Origin of the sequence: Kocuria sp. CCUG 69068, assembly GCF_020833785.1 — a bacterium.
In the GTDB taxonomy this organism is placed as follows: domain Bacteria; phylum Actinomycetota; class Actinomycetes; order Actinomycetales; family Micrococcaceae; genus Kocuria; species Kocuria rosea.
Map to the genome: position 1 here is coordinate 39,737 of NZ_PDDL01000002.1, position 22,509 is coordinate 62,245.

General features: G+C 74.0%; 20 protein-coding genes. 18 read left to right on the plus strand and 2 right to left on the minus strand.

From position 1 onward, the window contains the following. Position 1 precedes the first annotated feature (1 nt). Entirely contained in the window at positions 2 to 235 is a 234-nt protein-coding gene (locus CRM73_RS00760; RefSeq protein WP_017833500.1) for a DUF5703 family protein, read from the minus strand. Positions 236 to 275: 40 nt separating this feature from the next. Here CRM73_RS00760 and CRM73_RS00765 point away from each other — a divergent pair, with 40 nt between their 5' ends. The 3 genes from CRM73_RS00765 to mshC all read left to right on the plus strand — a co-directional run bounded on the left by CRM73_RS00765 (position 276) and on the right by mshC (position 2,973). Further along, entirely contained in the window at positions 276 to 650 is a 375-nt protein-coding gene (locus tag CRM73_RS00765) for a primosomal protein (RefSeq protein ID WP_229586437.1), read from the plus strand. Positions 651 to 761: 111 nt separating this feature from the next. Then, positions 762 to 1,592, plus strand: coding sequence for an undecaprenyl-diphosphate phosphatase (locus tag CRM73_RS00770; RefSeq protein WP_017833502.1), 831 nt, complete (start codon positions 762 to 764; stop codon positions 1,590 to 1,592). 97 nt (positions 1,593 to 1,689) lie between these two features. After that, positions 1,690 to 2,973 carry a cysteine--1-D-myo-inosityl 2-amino-2-deoxy-alpha-D-glucopyranoside ligase gene (gene mshC / locus CRM73_RS00775; RefSeq protein ID WP_126346318.1) on the plus strand — a complete coding sequence of 428 codons (1,284 nt, stop codon included), beginning with the start codon at positions 1,690 to 1,692 and terminating at the stop codon, positions 2,971 to 2,973. A 130-nt stretch (positions 2,974 to 3,103) separates the two neighbouring features. On the opposite strand, the gene CRM73_RS00780 is transcribed toward mshC, so the two are convergent. Continuing rightward, positions 3,104 to 4,012, minus strand: a complete 909-nt coding sequence (locus CRM73_RS00780; RefSeq protein ID WP_017833504.1) for a PAC2 family protein — start codon at positions 4,010 to 4,012, stop codon at positions 3,104 to 3,106. Between the two features lie 75 nt (positions 4,013 to 4,087). Here CRM73_RS00780 and CRM73_RS00785 point away from each other — a divergent pair, with 75 nt between their 5' ends. From CRM73_RS00785 to CRM73_RS00855, 15 genes are all read left to right on the plus strand, one after another. Next, entirely contained in the window at positions 4,088 to 4,798 is a 711-nt protein-coding gene (locus CRM73_RS00785) for an HAD family phosphatase (protein WP_035923916.1), read from the plus strand. Continuing rightward, on the plus strand, positions 4,795 to 5,928 hold the full coding sequence (locus CRM73_RS00790; protein ID WP_109269371.1) for a site-2 protease family protein: 1,134 nt from the start codon (positions 4,795 to 4,797) through the stop codon (positions 5,926 to 5,928). The genes CRM73_RS00785 and CRM73_RS00790 overlap by 4 nt, the downstream gene beginning before the upstream one ends. Before the next feature lie 125 nt (positions 5,929 to 6,053). After that, positions 6,054 to 7,190, plus strand: a complete 1,137-nt coding sequence (locus tag CRM73_RS00795; protein ID WP_109244329.1) for a tRNA (adenine-N1)-methyltransferase — start codon at positions 6,054 to 6,056, stop codon at positions 7,188 to 7,190. Beyond that, positions 7,187 to 8,989, plus strand: coding sequence for a proteasome ATPase (arc, locus tag CRM73_RS00800; RefSeq protein WP_115162662.1), 1,803 nt, complete (start codon positions 7,187 to 7,189; stop codon positions 8,987 to 8,989). Before CRM73_RS00795 ends, arc begins: the two co-directional genes overlap by 4 nt. After that, a complete protein-coding gene (gene dop / locus CRM73_RS00805; RefSeq protein ID WP_370658507.1) occupies positions 8,986 to 10,623 on the plus strand; it encodes a depupylase/deamidase Dop in 1,638 nt (545 codons plus the stop codon). The genes arc and dop overlap by 4 nt, the downstream gene beginning before the upstream one ends. Positions 10,624 to 10,658: 35 nt before the next feature. Beyond that, positions 10,659 to 10,868 (plus strand): ubiquitin-like protein Pup, encoded by a 210-nt coding sequence (locus CRM73_RS00810; RefSeq protein ID WP_017833510.1) that lies wholly within the window; start codon positions 10,659 to 10,661, stop codon positions 10,866 to 10,868. A gap of 5 nt (positions 10,869 to 10,873) precedes the next feature. Next, the gene (gene pafA / locus CRM73_RS00815) at positions 10,874 to 12,319 is read left to right on the plus strand and encodes a Pup--protein ligase (RefSeq protein ID WP_229586441.1); all 1,446 of its coding nucleotides are present in this window, start codon (positions 10,874 to 10,876) and stop codon (positions 12,317 to 12,319) included. Positions 12,320 to 12,443: 124 nt separating this feature from the next. Further along, positions 12,444 to 13,403 (plus strand): FKBP-type peptidyl-prolyl cis-trans isomerase, encoded by a 960-nt coding sequence (locus CRM73_RS00820; RefSeq protein WP_109244332.1) that lies wholly within the window; start codon positions 12,444 to 12,446, stop codon positions 13,401 to 13,403. Positions 13,404 to 13,492: 89 nt separating this feature from the next. Further along, complete coding sequence (locus tag CRM73_RS00825; protein WP_017833513.1) at positions 13,493 to 13,888, plus strand: FKBP-type peptidyl-prolyl cis-trans isomerase; 396 nt, start codon at positions 13,493 to 13,495, stop codon at positions 13,886 to 13,888. Positions 13,889 to 13,899: 11 nt separating this feature from the next. Continuing rightward, a complete protein-coding gene (locus CRM73_RS00830; protein WP_017833514.1) occupies positions 13,900 to 15,975 on the plus strand; it encodes a YafY family protein in 2,076 nt (691 codons plus the stop codon). 23 nt (positions 15,976 to 15,998) lie between these two features. Continuing rightward, positions 15,999 to 16,367 (plus strand): hypothetical protein, encoded by a 369-nt coding sequence (locus CRM73_RS00835; protein ID WP_017833515.1) that lies wholly within the window; start codon positions 15,999 to 16,001, stop codon positions 16,365 to 16,367. Further along, positions 16,360 to 16,668: a Sec-independent protein translocase subunit TatA gene (gene tatA, locus CRM73_RS00840; RefSeq protein WP_017833516.1), complete on the plus strand. Its 309-nt coding sequence runs from the start codon at positions 16,360 to 16,362 to the stop codon at positions 16,666 to 16,668. The genes CRM73_RS00835 and tatA overlap by 8 nt, the downstream gene beginning before the upstream one ends. 132 nt (positions 16,669 to 16,800) lie before the next feature. After that, the gene (gene tatC, locus CRM73_RS00845) at positions 16,801 to 17,694 is read left to right on the plus strand and encodes a twin-arginine translocase subunit TatC (RefSeq protein WP_017833517.1); all 894 of its coding nucleotides are present in this window, start codon (positions 16,801 to 16,803) and stop codon (positions 17,692 to 17,694) included. 71 nt (positions 17,695 to 17,765) lie between these two features. Continuing rightward, positions 17,766 to 20,603, plus strand: a complete 2,838-nt coding sequence (locus CRM73_RS00850; protein WP_229586445.1) for a DEAD/DEAH box helicase — start codon at positions 17,766 to 17,768, stop codon at positions 20,601 to 20,603. Positions 20,604 to 20,692: 89 nt separating this feature from the next. After that, entirely contained in the window at positions 20,693 to 22,381 is a 1,689-nt protein-coding gene (locus CRM73_RS00855) for an amidohydrolase (RefSeq protein WP_229586449.1), read from the plus strand. The last annotated feature ends 128 nt before the right edge of the window (positions 22,382 to 22,509 follow it).

Sequence of the window (22,509 nt, forward strand, 5' to 3'; positions counted from 1 at the left end):
CTCAGACGGTGCGCTCCACGCGCATCACCCGGCGGCGCAGCCAGTACTTGCGGGTCCCGCCGTAGAGCAGCACGGAACGGGTCAGCTCCCACTTGCCGTACTCGGCGTGCTCGCTGATCCGGGCCCGCGCGTCGCCGAGCGGTTCGTGCGGCGCCACGGTCAGCAGGAGGTACTCGTAGCGCTGGTCGGCGTCCCTCGTGAGGGTGGCCGAGCTGGTCCGGACTTGTTCTCTCATCGGTCCCCATTCTGCACGGAATAGCGCTAACGTCTACTCCATGAGCAATGACCCTCGTGCCGCGTTGCAGGCCCTCGTGAGCGCCTTCGAAGAACACCTCGTCGCCGCGTCCAACCGGCGCAGCGACGACGACCCGGCCGTCGACGGCGCCTACATCGCCATCGCCGACGCCTTCGACGCCTACGAGGAGGCGCTCTACGACGCCTACGACGAGGTCACCCCGCTGACCGTCTTCGCGGAGGAGGACGACTCGGACGACGACTCCGACGACGACTCCGACGACGACGAGGACGAGGACGACTCGGAGGACGACGAGGAGCTCCTGGAGGACAACGAGATGCTCGACGAGGACCTCGTCGACGAGGAGGACTACGAGGACCTCGACGACGCCGACGGGGCACGCTCCGCCCGCTGAGCCCCGTCCCCCGCACCGCACCCGCAGGAACGGCCCGCACGGCGGGCCGTTCCTGCCGCGTGCGGGCCTGTCCCGCCGTCCCCGGCGCGGCGCGTGCCGTAGGGTGGCCGGGTGAATTGGATCGAAACCATCATTCTCGGCCTCGTCCAGGGCCTGACCGAGTTCCTCCCCGTGTCCTCCTCGGCGCACCTGCGCATCGTGGGCGAGCTGCTGCCCAACAGCGCCGACCCCGGCGCCGCGTTCACGGCCATCACGCAGCTGGGCACCGAGACCGCCGTGATCATCTACTTCTGGCGGGACATCGTCCGGATCCTCAAGCAGTGGACCCTGTCCCTGGTGGGCCGCGTGGAGCGCTCGGACCCCGACGCCCGGATGGGGTGGCTGATCATCCTGGGCTCCCTGCCCATCGGCGTGCTCGGGCTGCTGCTGGAGGACTACATCGACACGGAGTTCCGCTCCCTGTGGATCACGGCCACGATGCTGGTGGTCTTCGGTGTGATCCTTGCGGTCGCGGACCGGGTGGGCCGGCAGGCCCGGCACCTGGACGACCTCACCGTCAAGCACGGCGTGCTCTTCGGGCTGGCGCAGGCGCTGGCCCTGATCCCGGGGGTCTCGCGGTCCGGCGGCACGATCACGGCGGGACTGCTGATGGGCTACACGCGCGAGGCCGCGGCCCGCTACGCGTTCCTGCTGGCCATCCCCGCGGTGTTCGCCTCGGGACTGTACAAGCTGGCGCAGTCCGTGGGACAGCCGCAGGCGGGGCCCTACGGCATGACCGAGACCCTCGTGGCCACGGGCATCGCGTTCGTGGTGGCGTACGTGATCATCGGCTGGTTCATGCACTACATCTCCAACCGCAGCTACACGATCTTCGTGTGGTACCGCATCGCCCTGGGCCTGGCCATCTTCGTGCTCCTGGGCCTCGGGGTGATCAGCGCCTGAGCCCTGCGTCACCTCCGGATCGGGGGCGGCGGCCGGTCCGGTAGGTTGGGTGAGGCCCCGCGGCCGTCGTCCGATCCCCGAACCACCCGAGGTGAGCATGAAAGCCTGGTCCGCCCGACCCGTTCCCGACCTCCCTGGCGAGGCGGCCCTGCCCGTCGTGCAGGACACCCGGCTGCGGCGGCGGGTGGAGCTGCCCCGGCAGGAGCGGGCGAGCCTCTACGTGTGCGGGATCACCCCGTACGACGCCACCCACATGGGGCACGCCGCCACGTACGTGGCCTTCGACCTGCTGCACCGCGCCTGGCTGGACGCGGGGACCCCGGTGGACTACGTGCAGAACGTCACCGACGTGGACGACCCGCTGCTCGAGCGGGCCGCGGCCACCGGCGTGGACTGGCGTGACCTGGCCGCCGAGCAGACCGAGCTGTTCCGCACCGACATGAGCGCGCTCAACGTCCTCCCGCCCCAGCACTACGTGGGCGCGACCGAGGCCGTCGGCTGGATCGTGCCGGCCGTCGAGCGCCTCGTGGCCCGCGACCTCGCCTACCGGGTGGCGGGCCGGGACGGCGAGCCGGACGGTGACGTCTACTTCGACGTCGAGGCCGCGGGCGCGCTGCCCACCGACGACGACGACGCGTGGGTGCTCGGCGACGTCTCCCACCTGACCCACGAGCAGATGCTGCCGCTGTTCGCCGAGCGCGGCGGGGACCCCGAGCGCCCGGGCAAGCGGCACCGGCTGGACCCGCTGCTGTGGCGCGCGGAGCGCCCCGGGGAGCCCGCCTGGGACGGCGCGTCGCTGGGCCCGGGGCGGCCCGGCTGGCACATCGAGTGCTCGCTCATCGCCCTGGAGCACCTGCCCGCCCCGTTCACCGTCCAGGGCGGCGGCTCGGACCTCGTCTTCCCGCACCACGAGATGGGCGCCGGCCACTGCTGGGCGCTGACCGGCAGGCCCATGGCCCGGCACTTCCTGCACACCGGGATGGTCGGCCTCGACGGGGAGAAGATGTCCAAGTCCAAGGGCAACCTGGTGCTCGTCTCCGCGCTGCGGGCCCAGGGGGTCGATCCCGCCGTGATCCGCACCGCGATCCTCGCCCACCGCTACACCGACGACTGGTTCTGGACCGACCTCGTGCTGGCCGGCGCCGTCGCCCGCGTGGATGCCTGGCGCCGCGCCCTGGCCGTGGCCCCGGAGGGCAGCGCGGCCCCGCTGCTGCAGGCCGTGCGCACCGCCCTGTCCGACGACCTGGACGCCCCCGCGGCGCTGGCGGCGCTGGACGCGTGGGCCGCCGACGCCCTGACCACCGGGACCCCGGGGTCCTGCGGGGCGGACGCCCGGCTGGTCCGGGACCTGGTGGACGCCCGGCTCGGCATCGAGCTCTGAGCCCGCCGGCGGGCCCGGTCCCGCCGGACGGCGCAGGAACGACACGGCGCAGGAACGACGGAGGGGCGGCACCCGGGACCGGGTGCCGCCCCTCCGTCGCCCGGTCCCCGTCACCGGGCGCCGGCGCCGCTCACTTCTCGTCGCGGCGGCGGCGCAGGTAGCGCTCGAACTCCTTGGCGATCGCGTCCCCGGTGGCCTCGGGCAGGTCCGTGGTGTCCTTGGCCTCCTCGAGCTGCTGGACGTAGGCGGCGATCTCGGGGTCGTCGGAGGCCAGCTCGTTGACCCCGCGCTCCCACGCCTCGGCGTCCTCGGCGATGGCGTCCAGGGGCAGGGTGATGCTGAGCAGCTCCTCGAGCTCCCGCAGCAGGGCCAGCTCGGCCTTCGGGGAGGGGGACTGCGCCACGTAGTGGGGCACCGCCGCCCACAGGCTGACCGTGGGGAACCCGCCCAGGGAGGCCATGTGGGAGAGCAGCCCCACGATCCCGGTGGGACCCTCGTACTGGGAGGAGTCGATGCCCAGCTCGTCCTGGAGCTCTGCGGTGTCCGAGGTCTTGGTCACCGGGATGGGCCGGGTGTGCGGCACGTCCGCGAGCAGCGCCCCGACCATCACCACGAAGTCGACGTCGAGCAGGGTCGCCTGCTCGAGCAACTCCGCGGTGAAGGAGCGCCACCGGTAGGAGGGCTCCCAGCCGTGCAGCAGCACGAGGTCGAGGTTCGTGCCGGGCACGGTGGCGGTGGAGAGCCGGGTCGTGGGCCAGACGATCTTCACGTCGCCGGTCGCCCCCCGCCGCACGAGGGGCCGGGAGAACTGGTAGTCGTAGTAGTCGTCCGAGGTCACCTCGAAGACGTCCTTCGCCCCGTAGTGGGTGGCCAGGAACTGCACGGCGTCCGTGGCGGCGTCCCCGGCGTCGTTCCACCCCTCGAACGCGGCCACCAGCACGGTCACGCGCTCCTGGTCACCGTCCTCGCGGACCACGCCGAACGGCCCCGCCTGGGGGCGGGGGAACGTCTCGTCGAAGTTGTTGCTCACGGAACCCACACTACGCGCCGGGACATCGACGGCAAGAGGCCCCGGCACGAGGGGCCCCGTGTTGCGGCCACTACGATGGAGGCCATGTCCAGCCTCCCGTCCGCGTCCCCCGACGACGTCCTGCCCACCGCCGTGCTGTTCGACATGGACGGGACCCTGGTGGACACCGAGCCGTACTGGATCGAGGCCGAGATCGAGCTCGTCCGCTCCCACGGGGGCACCTGGACCGAGGCCGACGCCCTGGCCATGGTCGGCACCGGGCTGGAGGACGCCGCCGCCGTGTTCCAGCGCCAGGGGGTGCGCTTAGGTGTCCGGGAGATCGTGGACCGGCTCATCGGCCGGGTCGCGGCCCGCACCCGGGAGCGGGTCGTCTACAAGGAGGGGGCGCCGGAGCTGGTCGCCGCCCTGCGCGAGCGCGGCGTGCCCCTGGCCCTGGTCACCAGCAGCGAAGCGCCCCTGGCCGAGGTCGTCCTCGACGCCTTCGGCGGCCCGGGCGTCTTCGACGTCGTCGTCACCGGCGACCTCGGCCACCCGGCGAAGCCGGCCCCCGACCCCTACCGGATCGGCGCCGCCGGTCTCGCCGAGCGCGCCGGCCGGCCGCTGGCGCGCGCCGGCATGGTGGCCGTCGAGGACTCCCGCACGGGCATCCGCTCCGCGACCGCCGCGGGGATCTTCACCGTGGGCGTGCCCAACATGGTCCCGCTCGACGACGCCGGCGCCGACCTCGTGCTGCCGAGCCTCGCCGGCGTGGGCCCCGAGGACCTCGGCCGCATCGTGGCCGGGGCCCGCGCGTGAGCCGCCCCCGCAGCGAGGGCATCCCCCTGGGCCGGATCGGCGGGGTGCCCATCACGCTCTCCTGGTCGTGGTTCGTGATCGCCGCGGTCACCGTGCTCCTCTACACCCCCGTGCTGATGACCGCCTACCCGCGGCTCGGCGCGCTCAACTACGCCGCGTCCCTGGGCTTCGCCCTGACCCTGGCCCTGTCCGTGCTGCTGCACGAACTGGCCCACGCCTGGACGGGCCGGGCCTTCGGCTGGCCCACCGGCCGGATCGTGCTCAGCCTGCTCGGCGGCCACACCCACTTCGGGGACGTGCGCAGCACCCCGCTGGCCTCCGCCGCGGTCTCGCTGGCCGGACCGGCCGTGAACCTCGCGCTCGGCCTGGCCGGCTGGACGCTGCTGCGCACCGGGGAGCCGTCGCCCACGCTCGGCTGGGTGCTGCTCGACCTCACCACGTGGGCGAACCTCATCGTCGGCGTCTTCAACGTGCTGCCGGGCCTGCCTCTGGACGGCGGCAGGGTGGTGGAGGCCCTGGTCTGGGCGGTCACCGGCCGGGAGCACCACGGCACGGTGGTGGCCGCCTGGACGGGCCGGCTGCTCGCCGTGGGCCTCGTCGTCGGGGCCGGGGTCACGGGCCTGTGGAACCAGCCCGTCGCCCTCGTGCTCGTCGTCCTCATCGCCGGCTTCATGTGGCAGGGCGCCGGGGCGTCCCTGCGCGGGGCGGCGGTCCTGTCCCGCGTGCACGGCGTCAGCGCCGCCGCGCTGGCCGAGCCCGCCGTGGCGGTGCCGGAGGGCGTCTCCCTGGCCCACACCGACCGGCTGGTCACCGACCACCTCGCCCGCGCCGCCGCCCCGGGCGGCCCGGTCCCGCACGTGCTGGCCGTCTCCCCGGACCGGCAGGTCGTCGGTCTGCTCCTGCCGGCCGCGGCCGACGCCGTGCCCCCGGCCCGGCGGGCCGACACCCCGCTGACGTCCGTGCTCCAGCACCTGCCCGCCGACGCCGTGCTCGACGCCGGGCTGCGCGAGGAGTCCCTGCTGCGGGCCGTCGCCGCCCGGGAGTACCCCCACTACGTGGTGACGGGACCCGACGGCGCCCTCGTGGGCGTGCTGCGCACCGCCGCCCTCGAGCGCCTGCTCGCCGGCTGACGCCGGGCCCCCGCCCCGGCCCCCCGCGCCGCGGTGACACAATGGGGGAGGACCCCCGGCCGGCGGAGCCTCCGCCGGCCCCCGCACGACCAGACCAGACCACGCCCTGCCCCGAGAGTGAGCCGATGACCGGAACCGCTGACCACACCGCCGCCCCCGCCCCCGCGTCCCCGCGGGGCGCCGCCAACCGGCGCGGGCCCTTCCGGGCCGGGGAGCGCGTGCAGCTGACCGACGAGCGCGGCCGGATGAACACGGTCACGCTCGCGGACGACGGCGAGTTCCACTCCCACCGCGGCGTGCTCAGCCACAGCGAGCTCATCGGCCGCCCGGAGGGCACCGTGGTCGAGAACTCCGCCGGGTTCCGGTACCAGGCCCTGCGCCCGCTGCTCAAGGACTTCGTACTGTCCATGCCGCGCGGCGCCGCGGTGGTCTACCCCAAGGACGCCGGCCAGATCGTCACGATGGCCGACATCTTCCCGGGCGCCCGGGTGGTCGAGGCCGGTGTCGGCTCCGGCGCGCTGTCCATCTCCCTGCTGCGCGCGGTGGGCGACGAGGGCCGGCTGCACTCCTTCGAGCGGCGGGCGGAGTTCGCCGACATCGCCCGCGGCAACGTGGAGACCATGTTCGGCGGCCCCCACCCCGCGTGGCAGATCAGCATCGGGGACCTCGCCGAGGAGCTCGGCGAGCACGAGGCGCCCGGCTCCGTGGACCGAGTGGTCCTCGACATGCTCGCCCCGTGGGAGTGCCTCGACGCCGTGGCCACGGCCCTGACCCCCGGCGGGGTGGTCATGTGCTACGTCGCGACCGTCACCCAGCTCTCCCGCACCGCCGAGGCGATGCGCGCCGACGGCCGCTTCACCGAGCCCGACGCCTCCGAGACCATGGTCCGCGGCTGGCACGTCGAAGGCCTGGCCGTGCGCCCGGACCACCGCATGGTCGCCCACACCGGCTTCCTGCTCTCCGCCCGCCGGCTGGCCGACGGCTCCGAGCGGCTGGCGCCCAAGCGGCGGGCCTCCAAGTCCGAGTACAGCGAGGAGGACCTGCAGGCCTGGACCCCCGTGGCCCTCGGCGAGCGGGACGTCACCGACAAGAAGCTGCGCCGCGCCGGCCGCGACGCCCTCGGCCTGGCCGAGCGCGCCGCCCGCGCGACCGCGCCGGCCGACACCCCCGGCACGACGCCCCCGCCGGCACCGGCGCCGGAGTCCGCGCCCGAGGCCGCACCGGCTCCCGCACCCGAGCACCCCCACGAGGAGCGCCCGTGAACGAGACCTCCCCGCAGCAGACCACCGGACCGGCCGGCACCGGACCGGCGGACGCCGAGCAGACCCGCCGGGCCCTGACCAACGCCCAGCGGCAGGTCAACATCCTGCGCGACCAGAAGCGCGCCCTCGACAAGCAGCTCGCCGCCGCCGGCACCCAGAACCAGAAGCTCGTCCGGCTCCTCGACGCGACCCGCACCGAGATCGCCCAGCTCAAGCGCGCCCTCGAGAACGACCTGGTCCCGCCCCTGAGCCAGGGCACCGTGCTGCAGGTCAACCCCGGGCGCACCCCGGTCGGCGAGCAGACGGGCAGCGGTCCCGCCGTCACCGACCGCACCCTCGACGTCCTCGTGGCCGGGCGCCGCATGCGCGTGGCCCTGAGCCCGCTCGTGAGCTTCGCCGCCTGCGAACCGGGCCGCCAGGTCCTCCTCGACCAGAACTACACCGTCGGCGCCGTCCTCGACTACGAGCAGACCGGCGAGATCGCCACCGTCAAGGAGATCGTCGACCACGACCGCGTCCTCACCGTGGGACGCTCCGACGAGGAGCGCGTCCTGCTGCTCTCCGGGCTCCTGCGCCGGAGCCGCCCGGAGATCGGCGACGCGGTCTCCATCGACCACCGCACCGGCTTCGCCCTCGAGCCCATCGAGCGCTCCGACGTCGAGCAGCTCGTCCTCGAGGAGGTCCCCGCCGTCTCCTACGACGACATCGGCGGCCTCGGCCCCCAGATCGAGCAGATCCGCGACGCCGTCGAGCTGCCCTTCGTGCACCCCGAGCTCTACCGCGAGCACGGGCTCACCCCGCCCAAGGGCATCCTGCTCTACGGGCCCCCGGGCAACGGCAAGACGCTCATCGCGAAGGCCGTGGCCCGCTCCCTCGCCGAGCGCGCCGCGGACCGCGCCGGGCGCGGAAAGGCCCTGGGCTACTTCCTCAACATCAAGGGCCCCGAGCTGCTGGACAAGTACGTGGGGGAGACCGAGCGCCAGATCCGCTCCATCTTCCTGCGCGCCCGCGAGCAGGCGGCCCGCGGCATCCCCGTGGTCGTGTTCTTCGACGAGATGGACTCCCTGTTCCGCACCCGCGGCTCCGGGCTGTCCTCGGACGTGGAGACCACCATCGTCCCGCAGCTGCTCACCGAGATCGACGGCGTGGAACGCCTGGACAACGTCATCGTCATCGGCGCCACGAACCGCGAGGACATGATCGACCCCGCCGTGCTGCGCCCGGGCCGGCTCGACGTGAAGATCCGCATCGACCGCCCGGACGCCGAGGGCGCCGCCGAGATCCTGCGGCTCTACGTCACCGAGGACCTGCCGCTGCGCCAGGACGAGGTCGACGCCGCCGGCTCCCGCGCCGGGGCCGTCGCCGCCCTCGTGGACGCCGCCGTGGCCCGGATGTACGAGAAGAGCCCCGGCACCCGGTTCCTGCACCTCAGCTACCGGGACGGCACCGAGGAGACCCTCTACTTCAGCGACTTCACCTCCGGGGCGGTCATCCGCAACGTGGTGGACCGGGCCAAGAAGCAGGCCATCAAGGACCTGCTCACCACCGGGGTCCGCGGCCTGGGCCGCGACCACCTGGTCCGCGCGGTGGACGAGGAGTTCCACGAGCAGCAGGACCTGCCCAACACCTCCAACCCGGAGGACTGGGCCCGCATCTCGGGGCGCCGCGGCGACACCATCACCGACCTGCGCGTGGTCCTGCACCGCGACCCGCACCCGGCAGGCCCCGGCGGGCGCCACGCCCCGGCGCCGACCGGACCGACGCCGGCCGGACCGGTCCCGGGGGAGGAGCCCGCGTGAGCGTCCGCCGCGTCATGGGCGCCGAGACCGAGTTCGGCGTGCTCGCCACCGGCAACCCGCACGCCAACGCCACCGTGCTCTCCAGCCAGGTGGTCACCACCTACGCCGCCCTCGTGCGGCGCCGCCTCGGCGCGTCCCGGACCGCCGCAGGGTGGGACTACCACGGCGAGACCCCCCTCGAGGACGCCCGCGGCTTCACCGTCCCCCGCGACCAGGCCGACCCCTCGCAGCTCACCGACGTCGCGCCCGTGCTCACGGCCGAGGAGGTCGCCGCCGAGGCCCTCCGGGAGATCGGGTCCCACGCCGAGTCCCTGGACTGGCGGCAGGTCGTGATGAACACCGTCCTGCCCAACGGCGCCCGCCTCTACGTGGACCACTCGCACCCCGAGTACTCCTCCCCGGAGGTCACCACCCCCCGCGACGCCGTCCTCTGGGACGCCGCCGGGGACCGGGTGGCCCTCGACGCGGTCCGGGCGATCGCCGCGAGCGCCGCCACGACCGGCCTCGACGTCGTGAACCTCTACAAGAACAACACCGACAACAAGTCCGTCTCCTACGGCGCCCACGAGAACTACCTCGTGCCCCGCGCCGTGCCCTTCGCCGCCCTCGCCGCCGGGCTGCTGCCCTTCTTCGCCTCCCGCCAGGTGGTGTGCGGCGCCGGTCGCGTCGGCATCGGGGACCGCGGCGGGCGCCCGGGCTTCCAGATCAGCCAGCGCGCCGACTTCTTCGAGCGCGAGGTCGGCCTCGAGACCACCGTCCACCGTCCCATCGTCAACACCCGCGACGAGCCCCACGCCGAGCGCACCCGCCACCGGCGCCTGCACGTCATCATCGGCGACGCCAACCTCTCCCACACCTCGAGCCTGCTGAAGTTCGGCACCACCTCCCTGGTCCTCGGGCTGATCGAGGCCGGTGCCGCCCCGGACGTCGCCCTCGCCGATCCGGTGGCGGCCCTGCAGGCGATCAGCCACGACCCGGGGCTGACCACCACCGTCCTGCTCCGGGACGGCCGGCGGCTCACGGGCGTCCAGCTGCAGCGTCTCTACCTCGAGGCCGCCCGGGCGCACGAGCACGCGACCGGGGGCCCCGACCCGGACACCCGCGAGGTGCTCGAGCTGTGGGCGGAGGTCCTCGACGCCCTCGAGACGGACCCCCTGTCCCTCGCGGACCGCCTGGACTGGGTCGCCAAGCACGCCCTGCTGCTGGGCTACCGGGAGCGCGACGGCCTGGCCTGGGACGACCCGCGCCTGACGCTCATCGACCTGCAGTACGCGGACGTGCGCCCGGAGAAGGGCCTGCACCACCGGCTGGTCGCGGCCGGCCGGATGCGCACCATCTTCACCGCCGAGGAGGTGGAGCGCGCCGCCGGCCTGCCCCCCGCCGACACCCGGGCGTGGTTCCGCGGCCGGCTGATGACCCGCTTCCCCGACGACGTCCTCACGGCCAACTGGGACTCGGTCTCGCTCACCCTGCCCGGCGTCCGCCGCGGCGCGCGGATCGCGATGCCCGAGCCGCTCGAGCTGACCCGCGAGGACGTCGACCCCCTGCTGAGCGCGGCACCCGACGCCGAGCACCTCGTCCGCGCCCTCGCCACCGCCCGACCCGCCCTCGTGCACACCGGCTCCCTCGGCTGAGCACCCCGACCACCATCCCCAGGAGGAACCCCGTCATGGCCCAGGAACGCATCTTCGGCACCGGCGCCCAGCGCCGCGAGGAGTCCGAGCTCCCCGAGCCCGGAGCCCCCGCCCCCACGGCACCCACCGCCCAGTCCCGGACCAGCGCGACCAGCGCCGACGACCTGCTCGCCGAGATCGACGGCGTGCTCGAGTCCAACGCCGAGGAGTTCGTGAAGGGCTTCGTCCAGAAGGGCGGCCAGTAGCCCCCATGGACCGCAGGATCTACGGGGTCGAGACCGAGTTCGGCCTCACCCACAGCGCCCCGGGCGCCCGTCCGCTCAGCCCGGAGGAGGCCGCGCGCACCCTCTTCCGCCCCGTGGTGGCCTGGGGCCGTTCCTCGAACGTGTTCCTGCCCAACGGCGGGCGCCTCTACCTGGACGTGGGCTCCCACCCCGAGTACGCCACCGCGGAGTGCGCCACGCTCGAGGACCTCGTCGCCCAGGACAAGGCCGGCGAGCTGATCGTCGACGACCTCCGGCGGCAGGCCCAGGACGCCCTGGCGGAGCAGGGGGTGGGCGGGCAGCTGTACCTGTTCAAGAACAACGTGGACTCGCGCGGCAACTCCTACGGCTCGCACGAGAACTACCTGATCTCCCGGCGCACCGAGTTCGCCCGGCTCGTGCAGATCCTCATCCCGTTCCTGGTCACCCGCCAGCTGCTCGTCGGCGCCGGCAGGGTCCACCCCGCCGGGCCCGAGGACTTCGGCGCCGTCCGGATGGGCGACGACGCCGGGACGCCCAGCTACTCGTTCTCCCAGCGCGCCGACCACATCTGGGAGGGCTCCTCCTCGGCCACGACGCGCTCCCGGCCCCTCATCAACACCCGGGACGAGCCGCACGCCGACGCCGAGCACTACCGCCGGCTGCACGTCATCGTGGGCGACTCGACGATGTCCCAGACCACCACGGCGCTGCGGATCGGGACCACCGACCTCGTGCTGCGGATGATCGAGGCGGGGCAGATCCTGCCCGACCGCACCATGGCGGACCCCGTCCGGTCCCTGCGGGAGGTCTCCCACGACCTCACCGGCACCCGCCCGGTCCTGCTCGCCGACGGCACGCGCCGCTCCGCCCTGGACCTGCAGCACGAGCACCTGGAGTCCGTGCGCCGGTTCGTGGACCGGGAGGGGGCCCATCACGACCGCGTGCCGTGGGTGCTCGACCTGTGGGAGCGGGCCCTGGACGCCGTGGCCCGCCAGGACACCTCCGCGATCGACACCGAGATCGACTGGGCGATCAAGAAGAAGCTCCTCGACGGCTACGCCGCCCGCGACGACCTGGACCTCTCCGCGCCCCGGATGGCGCAGCTGGACCTCGCCTACCACGACACCGCCCCGGAGCGGGGGCTCTTCAACCTCCTGCAGCGCCGGGGACGGGCCGCGACCTTCGTCCCCGACGAGCGGGTCCAGGAGGCCGCCCGCACCCCGCCCGCCACGCGGGCCGCCGTGCGCGGCCGGTTCATCGAGGCGGTGCTCGCGTCCGGGCACGAGTACACCGTCGACTGGGTGCACCTGAAGGTCAACGACCGCGGCCGGCGCACGGTGCTGTGCAAGGACCCGTTCGCCGTGGCGCACCCGGAGGCCGACGCCCTGATCGCCGCCCTCGGCGAGCGCGACACCGCGGGGCGGGCCCACGGGGACGCCCCCGTGGTCTGAGCCGCGCCGCGGGCGCGCCCCGTCCAGTCAACGCCCAGCGCCCTGCACTAGGCTGGCCGCCGTCCCGGCCCGAGCCGTCCGACCCCACCGCCCCCACCCGGCCCGACCCCTGAGGAAGACACCCGTGCGAAAGACCCTGACCACCTCCGGCGCCGCCCTGTCCCTGGCGCTCGTCCTCACGGGTTGCTCCGGGCCCGGCGTCGACTCCGTGGAGCTCAGCAACGAGCCGGACCCGGGCACGGCCCCGTCCGTCACGTTCGAGACCCCGCTCAACGCCGAGGAGGCCGGCGCGAAGGAGCTGCGCGAGGGCGACGGGGAGGAGCTCGCCGAGGGCGACACCATCCTCCTGCAGGCGGCGCTCTTCAAGGGCTCCGACGGCACGTCCATCGGCGAGACCTACTCCCGCGGCGCCGGCCAGGTGCTCCAGCTCGAGCAGGGCCTCCAGGAGTCGATCCCGGAGATGTACGACGCGCTCGTGGGCGCCAAGGAGGGCGCGATCATCGCGTACTCCTCCCCGGAGACCTCCGGGGCCGCCGGCGACGAGTCGACCTCCGTGGAGGTCTACGAGGTCGTCCGGAAGATCCCCACCGAGATCGAGGGCGACATGCAGGACAGCCCCAAGGGGCTGCCGGAGATCACCGAGAACGACGAGGGCGTGCCGGCCGTGGCGAAGCCGGAGGGCAGGGCCCCGAAGAAGCTCGTCTCCGAGTACCTCATCGAGGGCGACGGCGAGGAGGTCGCCGAGGGCGACACCGTCATCGCGCACTACGTGGGCGTCAAGTGGTCCGACGGCGAGACCTTCGACTCCTCCTACGAGAACGGCGCCCCCGCGTCCTTCCCGCTCGACAACGTCATCGAGGGCTGGCAGGAGGGCCTCGAGGGCAAGAAGGAGGGCTCCCGCGTGATCCTCTCCGTACCCGTCGGCCAGGCCTACGGCACGGAGAAGGACCTGGGCGAGGACTCCGACTACCCGGCCGGCAGCCTGCTCTTCGTCGTCGACATCCTGGCGGCCGTGGACACCCCCGAGGCGCCGGCCGAGGACGAGGCCTCCGCCTCGCCGTCCCCCTCCGCGACCGAGGAGTAGCCCCCGGTCGGCTAAGGTGGCCCGGTGGGCCCCGAGGCCCCTCCGATCCCGACGACCACCCGTCGACGACCCGACGAACAGGAGCACCCATGTCCTTCGGAGAGCGCAAGCTCGACCGCAGCAAGCCCGAGATCGACTTCCCCGAGGGGGAGGCCCCGACCGAGCTCGTCAGCACCGACCTCGTGGAGGGCACCGGCGCCGAGGCGACCCCCGGCAAGCAGATCTCCTGCCACTACGTGGGCGTGACGTTCTCCGCCGGCGAGGAGTTCGACGCCTCCTGGAACCGCGGCCAGCCCCTCGACTTCACCGTGGGCATCGGCCAGGTCATCGAGGGCTGGGACAAGGGCCTGCTGGGCATGAAGGTCGGCGGCCGCCGCCGGCTGGAGATCCCCGCGGACCAGGCCTACGGCTCCAGGGGCGCCGGCGGGGTCATCGGCCCGGACGAGGCCCTGATCTTCGTGGTGGACCTCCTGGACGTGCGCTGAGGACCCACCGGATGGCAGCCCGATCGACGGAGCGGCTCCTCAACCTGCTCATCGCCCTGGTCTCCCGCGAACGCGGGTACACCCGCGCCGAGCTCCGGGAGGCCGTTCCGTCGTACGCGGAGTCCGCGTCCGACGAGGCGTTCGAGCGCATGTTCGAGCGCGACAAGGCGGAGCTGCGCGACCTCGGCTACCCCATCGAGGAGGTCTCCGAGGACCCCCTGTTCCCGGACGACACGCACGGCCACCGCTACCGGATCCCGCGCGGGTCCTTCACGCTGCCGCCGCTGCAGTTCACGGCGGAGGAGTCCGCGGTGCTCGCCCTGGCGGCCAACGCCTGGACGGACGCCTCCCTCGGGGAGCTCGCCCGCCGGGCCCTGCGCAAGCTCGAGCCCGCCATCGGCGGCCTGCCGGAGGACGACGCCCCGCCGCTGCTGCAGCCCACCCTCACCGCCCATGAGCCGTCCTTCGAGCCGCTGCTCTCGGCCGTGGTGCGCCACCGCGAGGTCCGCTTCGACTACCTCGCCCGCAGCACCGACCAGCTCACCACCCGGCGGCTGCGGCCGTGGGGCATCGGCTCCCGCTACGGCAACTGGTACGTGGTCGGCTGGGACCTGGACCGCAAGGACTCCCGCACGTTCCGGCTGTCGCGGATCATGTCCGACGTCACGGTCACCCGCAAGGAGTTCGACCCGCCCGAGGGCTTCTCCATGAACGAGTCCCTGTCCCAGATGGTCTCCCACGCCCCCGCGCGCACCGTGGAGGTGCTGGCCCGGCCCGGCCACGCGCACATGCTGCGCCGAATGGCCGCCCGACAGGAGCCCGGCGTCGGCGCCGGGGACGGCGTGGACCGGTGGGACCGGCTGCACATCCCCTTCGCGGAGACCGAGATCCTCGCCGAGGAGATCGCCGCGGCGGGCCCCGGCGTCGTCGTGCCCCGGGACGGGGACGGCACCGCCCCCACCATGCAGGCCGAGGTGCGCGCCGCGGTGGTGCGCCGGCTGCGGAGCGCCGAGTCCGCCGTGGCACGGTTCCGCGGCGTGCAGGTCGACTGGAACAACAAGTCCCGCAAGGGCACGCGCAACAAGCTCTCCACCGCGGACCACCTCTCGCGGCTGCTCGAGATCGTCCGCTGGGTCTACGCCCACCAGGGCGCGGAGCTCGAGGAGACCGCCCGCCGGTTCGGGATCACCGACCAGGAGCTGATCGCGGACCTCAACACCCTGTTCGTGTGCGGCAAGCCCGGGCACATGCCGGACCAGCTGATCGACGCGTCCTGGGACGACGGCCACGTCTACCTGTCCAACGCGGACGAGCTCTCCGACCCCGTGCGCCTCACGCAGCCGGAGGCCTCCGCGCTGCTCGTGGGGCTGCAGACGCTGCGCACCGTGCCCGGCGGGGACTCCGAGGCGGTAGCGTCCACGATCGCGAAGGTCGCCGGCGCCGCGGGGGACGCCGGGGTGCTCGCCAACGCGGTGGGCGCCCGCCCCATCACGGACACGCCCGCGCCCGCCCTCGCCGACGTCATGTCCGCGGTGCGCCGCGCCGTGGAGCAGCGCCGCCGGATCCGGATCGGCTACGTGGTCCCGTCCCGCGACGAGCTCACCGAGCGGGTCGTGGACCCGGTCCAGGTGTTCTCCTCCAACACCCACTGGTACGTGCGCGCCTGGTGCCTCGGCTCCGAGGGGATGCGCAACTTCCGGCTGGACCGGATCTCCGCCGTCGAGGACGCCGGGCCGGCGGGGGAGCGCCCCGCCGCCCAGGAGGCCGCCGCCGCGTCCCCGCCCGCCCCCGGCACCCCGGACACCGTGGAGGTCGTGCTCGTCACCGACCGGCGCAGCCGGTGGATCGCCGACCAGTACCACGCCACCCGCACGGCCGTGGTCCGGGTCCCCGGCGGGGCCCGCACCGGGCCGGCGGCGGACCACGAGGCCGCGCTCATCGGATTCCAGACGGCCGAGGCCGTGTGCGCGCTCGTCACCCGCTACGGCGGCCAGCTCGCGGTCATCGGGCCCGACGACGTCGTGGCGCAGGTGGAACTCTGGGTGAACTCTGCGCTCGGCGCCTACGGGGCGTCCGAGCCGGCCTGATCCGCCCGCCTATACTGGAGGGCATGCTCTGGTGGTCCTGGGTCCTGCTGTGGACGGTCCTCGTCCTGCTCGGCGCGGCGTTCCTCGGACTGATGCTGTGGCGGCTGGTGAAGACCTTCTTCGTCCTGCTCCGGGACACCGAGACGGTGGCCGGGGAGTTCGCCCAGCGGTGGGACGACGCGGCCGCCGGGGTGCAGCGCCCTGTCCGGGCCGCCCCGGACCCGGCCCTGTTCACACCGGTGGGGCAAGCCGTGGCCGACTACCGGGTCGGCCGTGACCAACGAGAAACCGCCCGTCTGAGACGCCGCATCGAGCGCAAGGACCGGATGGGCCAGCCGCAGCGGATCAGCGACCTCCGCCGGGCTGAACGGAAAGGAATGTTCCATGGGTAGGCTCTTCGACAGCCCCTTCATGATCCTGATCATCCTGCTGGTGATCCTGCTGCTGTTCGGCGCGCCCAAGCTCCCGGGCATGGCCCGCAGCCTCGGCCAGTCGCTGCGCATCTTCAAGTCCGAGGTCAAGGAGATGAAGAAGGACGACCAGCCGGACGGCTCGGACGTGGTCATCGACGGCAAGGCCGTGGCGCCCGGCCGGGACGGCAGCACCGACCGTGACCCCGGCGCCACCGGCACCGCCTCCGGCACGGACACCCCGCGCGACCCCGAGCAGCACCCCGGCCGCCCTCCGGCCTGACCCCTCGCCCCCTCTCCCGGCGTCCGCCGCCGCCCCGATCCGCCGCACCGGCCGGTCCGCGCCCCCGCCCGGGGAGCGGGCCGCCCGACCGGCCCCGCCGCCCCGGGCGGGCCCCGAGTCCCGAAGGTCCCCATGTCCTCGCAGTCCCCCCGCGGTCCGAAGAAGCGCCGGACCGCGCGCAAGGCCAATCCGCAGGCGCAGATGGCCCTGGCCGAGCACCTGCGGGAGCTGCGCAACCGGCTGATCAAGTCCGCGGTCGCCACCGTGGTGGGCATGGTCGGCGGGTTCTTCCTGTACATCCCGTTCATGGCCTACATCACGGAGCCCCTGCAGCGGCTGGCCTCCGCGGAGGGCAGCGAGGCCTCCATCAACTACTCCGCGGTGGGCTCGTCCTTCAACATCATGGTGGAGGTCTCCCTGGTGCTCGGCCTGGTCCTGGCCAGCCCCGTGTGGCTCTACCAGCTCTGGGCGTTCGTGACGCCGGCCCTGCACCGGACCGAACGGCGCTACGCGGTCGGCTTCCTGGCCGCGGCCGTCCCGCTCTTCCTGGGCGGCATCGCGGTCGCCGTGCTCACCCTGCCCACCGCCGTCTACGCCCTCACCGCGTTCACCCCGGCGGGCGGGACCAACTTCATCTCCGCGGACGTGTACCTGCGGTTCTTCCTCCAGCTGATCCTGACCTTCGGCGTCGCCTTCGTGCTGCCCGTGTTCCTGGTGGGCCTGAACATGCTGGGCGTGCTCTCCGGGCGCACGGTGCTCAAGAGCTGGCGGATCGTCGTGGTCCTCGTGATGGTGGTCTCCGCGATGGCCGCCCCGGGCCCCGACCCGATGACCATGTTCTACCTCGCCGTGCCGCTGCTCACGCTCTTCTTCGTGGCCGTCGGGCTGTGCCTGCTCCTCGACCGCCGGCGGGCCCGGAAGGAGGCCCGCCTCGCGGCGGGCACGGGGGCGTCGGCCGACGTCGCGACCCCCGCCGACGAGCTCGGCCGCCTCGGCCACGACCCCGAGGGCGGGTTCCGCACCTGACCCGCTCGGCCCGTCGCGAACGGGCCCCCGGTGGACCCGGCCACGTCCGGGTCGAGCAGTAGGCTGGACGCATGTCCTCCTACGCCGACCGATACCTGGCCGCCAAGCAGCGGGCCGCCCACGCGAGGACCGAGCTCGCCGTGTTCCAGCACCGGCTCGAGTTCGAGATGGACGACTTCCAGACGACCGCCTGCGGGGCCCTCGAGGAGGGCCGCGGGGTGCTCGTCGCCGCGCCGACCGGCGCCGGCAAGACCGTGGTGGGGGAGTTCGCCGTCCACCTGGCCCTGTCCCGCGGGCAGAAGGCCTTCTACACCACGCCCATCAAGGCGCTCAGCAACCAGAAGTTCCACGAGTTCTCCCGGGCCTTCGGCGCCGAGCGGGTCGGCCTGCTCACCGGCGACACCTCGGTGAACTCCGAGGCGGACGTGGTGGTGATGACCACCGAGGTCCTGCGCAACATGCTGTACGCGGACTCGCCCACCCTGCTGAACCTGGGCTTCGTGATCATGGACGAGGTGCACTACCTCGCCGACCGCTTCCGGGGCGCCGTGTGGGAGGAGGTCATCATCCACCTGCCGGACAGCGTCCAGCTGGTGTCCCTGTCCGCGACCGTCTCCAACGCCGAGGAGTTCGGGGCCTGGCTGGACACGGTGCGCGGCGACACGGACGTGGTGGTCTCCGAGCACCGGCCCGTGCCGCTGTGGCAGCACGTCCAGGTGGGCGGGCGGCTGCTCGACCTGTTCCTGGACGACACCACGGTGGAGGAGGCCGCCGAGCGGCTCGAGGGGCCCGGCAGCGACGAGCCCGACGTCAACCCCGAGCTGCTCCAGCTCGCCCGAGCCGAGCACCCCCGCGGGGGCCGCCGGGGCGGCCGCGGGCCCGGGGGACGCTCCCGGGACCGGTTCTCCCGCCGCAACGGCGGCGAGGGCTTCCGGCCCAGCCCCGAGACGCGCCGGGTGTCCCGCCCGCAGCTGATCCGCCGCCTCGACGCCGAGGGCCTGCTGCCCGTCATCACCTTCATCTTCTCCCGGGTCGGGTGCGACGCCGCCGTGCAGCAGTGCGTCGCCGCGGACATCCGGCTGACCGGCGAGAAGGAGCAGCAGACCATCCGCGCCCGGGTGGCCGAGACCGCCGCCTCGCTCGAGGCCGCGGACCTCAACGTCCTCGGCTTCTACGAGTGGCGCGACGGCCTGCTGCGCGGCGTGGCCGCCCACCACGCGGGGATGCTGCCGGCGTTCAAGGAGCTCGTGGAGGAGCTGTTCGCCGAGGGGCTCGTCAAGGCCGTCTTCGCCACGGAGACCCTGGCCCTGGGCATCAACATGCCGGCCCGCTCCGTGGTGCTCGAGAAGCTCGACAAGTTCAACGGCGAGTCCCGGGTGGACATCACGCCGGGGGAGTACACCCAGCTCACCGGGCGCGCGGGGCGCCGGGGGATCGACGTCGAGGGGCACGCCGTGGTGCTGTGGCAGCCCGGGATGGACCCGCACGCCGTCGCCGGTCTCGCCTCCAAGCGCACCTACCCGCTGAACTCGAGCTTCCGGCCCACCTACAACATGTCCGTGAACCTGGTGGCCCAGTTCGGCGCGCACCGCTCCCGCAAGATCCTCGAGTCCTCCTTCGCCCAGTTCCAGGCGGACCGCTCCGTGGTGGGCCTGGCGCGCCGGGTCCGCTCCCAGGAGGAGTCCCTCAAGGGCTACGAGGAGGCCATGACCTGCCACCTGGGGGACTTCTCCGAGTACGCCGCCCTGCGCCGCGAGCTCAAGGACCTGGAGCGCGCCGAGGAGAAGGCCGGCTCCCGGCAGCGGCGCTCGGACGCCGTCGCGTCCCTGCACGACCTGCTGCCCGGGGACGTCGTGGAGATCCCGCGGGGGCGCAACGCCGGCTACGCCGTGATCCTGTCCACCGACCCCAACCGGGACGACCCACGCCCCTCGATCCTCACCCTCGACCACCAGCTGCGCCGGGTGGGGGCCCAGGACCTGGACGGGCCGCTCGAGCCGGTCTCGCGGATCCGGATCCCCAAGCAGTTCACGGGCCGGACGCCCAAGGAGCGGCGCGACCTCGCCTCGTCCGTGCGCAACGCCCTGCACGAGCACCGGCCCCCGCGCGGCGGCGGCCGCGGGCACACCATCCAGTTCGACCGCGGCACCAGCGCCGCCGAGCGGCGCATCACGGAGGTCCGCAAGGCCCTGCGCGGCCACCCCTGCCACGGCTGCTCGGACCGCGAGAGCCACGCCCGCTGGGCCCAGCGCTGGTGGGCGCTGCGCCGGGACACCGACGGGCTGCTGCGCCAGATCGAGAGCCGCACCAACACGATCGCCAAGACCTTCGACCGCGTCTCCGAGGTGCTGGGCTCCTTCGGCTACCTGGAGACCCTCCCGGACGGGGAGGTCCGGCCGACCCGCGCCGGCGAGCAGCTGCGGCGGATCTACGGGGACCGGGACCTGCTCCTCGCCCTGAGCCTGCGCGACGGCTTCCTCGACGACCTCGACCCCGCCGCCACCGCGGGGCTCGTGACCCTGCTCGTCTACCAGGCCAAGCGCGAGGAGCAGGGGATCCAGCCGGTCCTGCCGACCGCCGCCATGGACCGGGCCGCACAGACCGTGGTGCGCAACTGGTCCCTGCTCACCGACCGCGAGCAGGAGCGCCACCTCCCGACCACCGCGGAGCCGGAGTTCGGGCTCGTGGAGGCCATGCACCTCTGGGCGCGCGGGGCGACCCTGAGCGCGGCCCTGTCCGGCACGGAGCTCGCCGCCGGCGACTTCGTGCGCTGGGCCAAGCAGGTGATCGACATGCTCGACCAGCTCGCCAAGATCGATCTCCTCGACGCCGGCACGCGCGCCCAGTGCCAGCGCGCGATCGCGCTGGTGCGCCGCGGCGTGGTGGCCCACTCCGCGTTCGAGGACTGAGCCGCGCCCTCCCGCCCCGCGCCGCCCCGTCCACCAGCACGACCGCCCCGCACGACCCCCGCGCACCACCGCCCCCGAACAGGAGACCCGTGAGCACCACCGTCCCCGCCCGTCCCGTCCTCTACCGCAACGGCTCCGTCTACAGCCCCGCGGACCCGTTCGCCACGGCCCTGCTGGTCGACGGCACCCGCGTGGCCTGGGTCGGCTCCGAGGAGGCGGCGCAGTCCCTGCAGGACTCCTCCATGGACGTGGTCGACCTCGACGGGCGGCTGCTGGCCCCGGGGTTCGTGGACTCCCACGTGCACGTGACCGAGACCGCCCTGGCGCTGTCCACCCTGGACCTCACGGCGGCCGGCTCCCTGCACGAGGTGCTCGACGCCGTGGCCGGTGCCGCCCGCACGAGCACGGGCCCGGTCCTGGGCTCCGGCTGGGACGAGTCCGTGTGGCCGGAGCGCCGGGCGCCGACGGCGGAGGAGCTCGACCGGGCCGCCGGCGGGCGCGAGGTCTACCTGACCCGCATCGACGTCCACTCCGGGGTGGTGTCCTCGTCCCTGGCCCGGCGGCTGGGCCTCGCCGGGACCGACGGGTGGCTCGGCGACGGCCGCGTGGAGAACCTGGCCCACGACCGGGTGCGCGCCGCGGCCCTCGACTTCGACGCCGAGCGCCGCGCCGAGCTGCACCGGCTCGCCCTGCGGCACGCCGCGGCCCAGGGCTACGTGGCCCTCGTCGAGGCCAACGCCGAGCAGGTCGCCCCCTTCGAGGACCTCGTTCGGCTGACGGCCCTCGCCAACCACGGGGTCGGCGCCGAGGGCGCCACTCCCCGCGTGCTGCCCTACCGGGGGGAGCTCGTGGCCACGGCCCAGGAGGCGCTGGCGGTGGCGGAGCGGTTCGACACCGCCCTGGCGGACCTGCTCGGACGCCCCGTGGAGCGGCGGGAGTCGCTCGTGGGGCTCGCCGGGGACCTGTGCGTCGACGGCGCCCTGGGCTCCCGCACCGCCGCGCTGCGCGCCCCCTACGCCGATGCCCCCGGCGACCTGGGGGACCGCTACCTCGACGCCGCGGCCGTGGCCGCCCACCTCGCCGCGACCACGGAGGCCGGTCTGCAGGGCGGCTTCCACGTCATCGGGGACGCCGGGATGGACATCGTCCTCGACGGCCTCGACCGCGCCGAGGCGCTCGTGGGGGAGCGGGCCCTGCACAGCGCCGGCCACCGCCTGGAGCACGCCGAGATGATCGACCCGGAGGGCATCGAGCGGCTCGCCCACCACGCCGTGACCGTGTCCGTGCAACCGGGCTTCGACGCCGCCTGGGGCGGACCGGGCGGGCTCTACGAGCAGCGCCTCGGGGCCGACCGGGCGGCCGCGATGAACCCGATGGCCTCCTTCTACCGTGCCGGGGTCCCGGTGGCCCTCGGCAGCGACGCCCCCGTGGTGCCGCTGTCCCCGTGGGAGACCGTCCGCGCCTGCCTCCAGCACCACGACCCGGACCAGCGGATCTCCGCGCGGGCCGCGTTCCTCGCCTCCACCCGGGGCGCGTGGCGGGCCGCCCGGCACCCCGACCCCATGCAGGGCCAGCTCGCGCCCGGCACCCCGGCCACGTTCGCCGTCTGGGACGTCGAGGCCCTCATGGTGCAGCAGGCCGAGGGGACCGGCTCCGCCTGGAGCACCGACCCGCGCGCCCGCACCCCCCTGCTCCCCGCGCTCGACGGCGTGTCCCTGCCCGTGTGCCGCCAGACCGTGCTCGACGGCGTCGAGCTGTACCGCTCCGCCGGGTTCTGAGCCGCGGGGCGCCCGGCCACCCCGCGGCGTTCGGATCTTGGTCGCAGGCGCGGGGCAGGTTAGGCTGGGCAACTGCTGCCGGGTGGGCTCGCTCGTCCTTAGAAAACAGGCCGGCATCCCCTCAGGGC